This window comes from Halomonas sp., from assembly GCF_031581305.1.
In the GTDB taxonomy this organism is placed as follows: domain Bacteria; phylum Pseudomonadota; class Gammaproteobacteria; order Pseudomonadales; family Halomonadaceae; genus Halomonas.
In genome coordinates, this window is sequence record NZ_JAVLBC010000276.1 from 1 (window position 1) to 3262 (window position 3262).

General features: G+C 68.9%; 3 protein-coding genes and 1 pseudogene. 1 reads left to right on the forward strand and 3 read right to left on the reverse strand.

Features of this window, described 5'->3' with window-relative positions:
* Positions 1 to 137: 137 nt before the first annotated feature.
* Positions 138 to 1112, forward strand: a complete 975-nt coding sequence (gene epmA / locus RI841_RS15630; protein WP_310706555.1) for an EF-P lysine aminoacylase EpmA — start codon at positions 138 to 140, stop codon at positions 1110 to 1112.
* A 1-nt stretch (position 1113) separates the two neighbouring features.
* Here the strand turns inward: epmA and asd are convergent, their stop codons facing one another.
* The 3 genes and pseudogenes from asd to RI841_RS15645 all read right to left on the reverse strand — a co-directional run.
* Positions 1114 to 1995 carry an archaetidylserine decarboxylase gene (gene asd / locus RI841_RS15635; RefSeq protein WP_310706556.1) on the reverse strand — a complete coding sequence of 294 codons (882 nt, stop codon included), beginning with the start codon at positions 1993 to 1995 and terminating at the stop codon, positions 1114 to 1116.
* A gap of 112 nt (positions 1996 to 2107) precedes the next feature.
* The gene (locus RI841_RS15640) at positions 2108 to 2950 is read right to left on the reverse strand and encodes a rhodanese-like domain-containing protein (protein ID WP_310706557.1); all 843 of its coding nucleotides are present in this window, start codon (positions 2948 to 2950) and stop codon (positions 2108 to 2110) included.
* A 75-nt stretch (positions 2951 to 3025) separates the two neighbouring features.
* Positions 3026 to 3262: pseudogene (locus tag RI841_RS15645) on the reverse strand (ribosome biogenesis GTPase RsgA); the annotation flags it as partial.

Consider the following 3262-nt stretch of genomic DNA (forward strand, 5'->3'; position numbering starts at 1 on the left):
TACGGCTTACGGCTTACGGCTTACGGCTTACGGCTTACGGCTTACGGCTTACGGATTACGGATTACGGATTACGGATTACGGCTTCGATGGCCACGCTGTTATGGCGTGGCCTTTCTCGTTTCCGGAGGACCCCTGGATGACCATCGACTGGCGCCCCACTGCTGAGATCGCGACCCTGCGCGAACGCGCGCGGCTGGTCGCCGAGGTGCGGGCCTTCTTCGCCGAGCGCGATGTGTGGGAGGTGGAGACCCCCGTGCTCGGCCACGGCGGCAGCACCGAGGTGCACCTGGCCGCCCTCTCGACCGAGGCGATCACGCCGGCCGGCCATGAACGGCTGTGGCTGCAGACCTCCCCGGAGTTCGCCATGAAGCGCCTGCTGGCCGCCGGCAGCGGGCCGATCTTCCAGCTGGCCAGAAGCTTCCGCGACGGCGAGGTGGGGCGACGCCACAACCTCGAGTTCACCATGCTGGAGTGGTATCGCCCCGGCCTCGGCCTCGACGAACTGATCGACGAGACCGCCGCGCTGGTGGGGCGGGTGCTGGGCCGGGACCCCGGGCCGCTGCGGCGGCGCCGCTATCGGGATCTGTTCCGCGAGGTGCTGGGCATCGATCCCTTCACGACGCCACTTCCGACCCTGCGTCGACTGGCCGGTGAGACCGGCGGGCTGGAGATGGGCGACAGCGACCGCGACGGTTGCCTGGACCTGCTGATGGGGCTTGCCATCGAACCTGGCCTGGGGCGCGACGGGCTCGACGTGGTCATCGACTATCCGGCCAGCCAGGCCGCCCTGGCGCGCCACCATCGCGACCCGGAGGACGGCGAGTGGGTGGCCTCGCGCTTCGAGCTCTACCGGGCGGGGCTCGAGCTCGCCAACGGCTACGACGAGCTCACCGATGCCGCGGAGCAGGCAGCCCGCTTCGCGCAGGACAACGCTACCCGGTGCGCCCTGGGGCTTGCCGAGGTGGAGGTGGATGAACGCCTGCTGGCGGCGCTGGAGGCGGGTCTGCCGGCCGGCAGCGGCGTGGCGCTGGGGCTCGACCGGCTGATCCAGCTGGCCCTGGGCAAGGAGCGCGTGGCGGAGGTGATGGCCTTCGCCACCCCTCGCGCCTGACTCAGTCGACGCGGTGGGTGTCGTGCGACGGGCCCGGCGTCTCGTCGGTCGGGCGTCGGCCGAGCGCCTGCCCCATCCGCACCTTGGCGCCCGGGACCTGGCCGGTGAAGGCGACCGGCTCGGCGAAGGCCATGACCACCGTGGAGCCGAGCTTGAAGCGCCCCATCTCCTCGCCCTTCTCCAGGTGCACCGGGGTGTCGAAGCGGATGCGCTGCACCTCGCCTCGGGGCAGGGGCGTGATCTGGCCGGCCCAGACCGTCTCGATGGCGGCGACGATCATCGCCCCCACCAGCACCACCACCATGGGGCCCTGTTCGGTGTCGAAATGGCACACCAGTCGCTCGTTGCGGGCGAAGAGGTTGGGCACGTGTCGGGTGGTGGCGGCGTTCACCGAGAAGAGGCGACCCGGCACGTAGACCATCTCGGTCAGGGTGCCGGTCACCGGCATGTGCACCCGATGGTAGTCGCTGGGTGACAGGTAGACGGTGGCGAAGCTGCCGCCCAGGTAGCGGCGCGCCGCCTCGCCGTCGCCGCCGAGCAGCTCCATGGTGGAGAAGTGATGGCCCTTGGCCTGGAGCAGCTGGCCGGCCTCGATGGGCCCGAACTGAGAGAGGGTGCCGTCGGCGGGCGAGACCACGCCTTCTCCGATGGGCCGGGCGTCGTCCTCCAGGGCCCGGGTGAAGAAGTCGTTGAAGCTCGCGTAGGCCGTCGGGTCCGACTCGGCGGCCTCGTCCATGTCGACGCGGAACTGCCGGATGAAGGCCTGCACGAGGGTGTTCTTCAGCCTGGGTATCCGGCAGTCGGCGAGCCATCCCACCAGCCGCGAGAGCAGGTGGTGGGGTAGCGGGTACTGGATCAGGGAAAACAGCTTGGATAATGGCAAGGCACAATACTCTGGCTACGGGCTACGGGCTACGGGCTACGGGCTACGGGCTACGGGCTACGGGCTACGGGCCGCTTGCGGCACGAAGCCCTCAGCCGGCGGTGCGCAGCACCTAGCGTTCAACCGGGGTATCGTTGCGATTGCCCCACTCCTTCCAGGAGCCGGCATAGCCACGGATCTTCTCGAAGCCCAGCGCCTTGCCCACCAGCCAGGTGAAGCCGCTGCGGTGGTGGCTCTGGCAGTGGGTGACCACTTCCATGTCAGGGGTCAGGCCAAGGGCCTCGAGCTCGGTGACGAGCTCCGCATAGTCGCGGATCCGCAGGCCGTGCTCCCGGTCCATGGCGTCGGTCCACTCCATGTTCACCGCCCCGGGGATGTGGCCGAGTCGGGCATTGTTGCCCTTCTCGCCGTGGTACTCCTCGGGAGAGCGGGCATCCCAGACTGCGAGCCCCTGTTCCCCCAGGCGCTCCTGGAGCTCGAGGCGGTCGATGGCGACCTCGGGGTGCAGGATCTCCGCCTCGTAGTGGCTGGGGCGGGGGGAGCGGGTCTCGCTGGAGACGGGGTGACCGGCCTCTCGCCAGGCCTGGATGCCGCCGTTGAGATAGGAGTAGCGGGTATGGCCGATCAGCTCCAGGGTCCACAGCAGGCGCCCGGCCCAGCCGCCGCCCTCGTCGTCGTAGGCGACGACATGGGTGTCCCGGGTCAGGCCGAGCGACGAGAATAGCCGAGAGAGCGCCTCGACCGTGGGCACCTCGTTGGGCACGCTGCTGCCGGCCGGGTCCTCGCCGCGCATCAGCAGGCGATGATCCAGGAAGACGGCGCCGGGGACGTGCCCCTCGCCATAGCTTTCCGCCCTGAGGGGCACGTCGATGATCAGCAGTGATGGCTCATCCAGGTGGTCGGCGAGCTGGTCGGGCTCGATGATCAGCGGGAGCAGGTTGTCTTCGGAACTCATGGCACATTCTCCTTAAATTCAGCTCCGTAAAATCGACTCCTTGATTCAGGTGCCCCTAGAGGCAGGCACCTGGCGTCAGGCCTCCCCGAGACTCTCGAGGATGCGTCGGTAGCTGGCAAAGCGTTCGGGATGGATGTCGCCGCGCTCCACGGCCGCGAGCAGGGCGCAACCCGGCTCATGGCGGTGACGGCAGTCGCGGAAGCGACATTGGCCCAGGAGGTCGCGGAACTCGACGAAACCTTCGGTGACCTGCTGCTCGTCCAGGTGGCCCAGGCCGAACTCGCGGATCCCCGGCGAGTCGATCAACTCGCC

Bases quoted from the DNA above. Each gene is read 5' to 3' on its own strand.
- RI841_RS15640 (WP_310706557.1), bottom strand. From the start codon at position 2,950: ATGAGTTCCGAAGACAACCTGCTCCCGCTGATCATCGAGCCCGACCAG.
- epmA (WP_310706555.1), top strand. From the start codon at position 138: ATGACCATCGACTGGCGCCCCACTGCTGAGATCGCGACCCTGCGCGAA.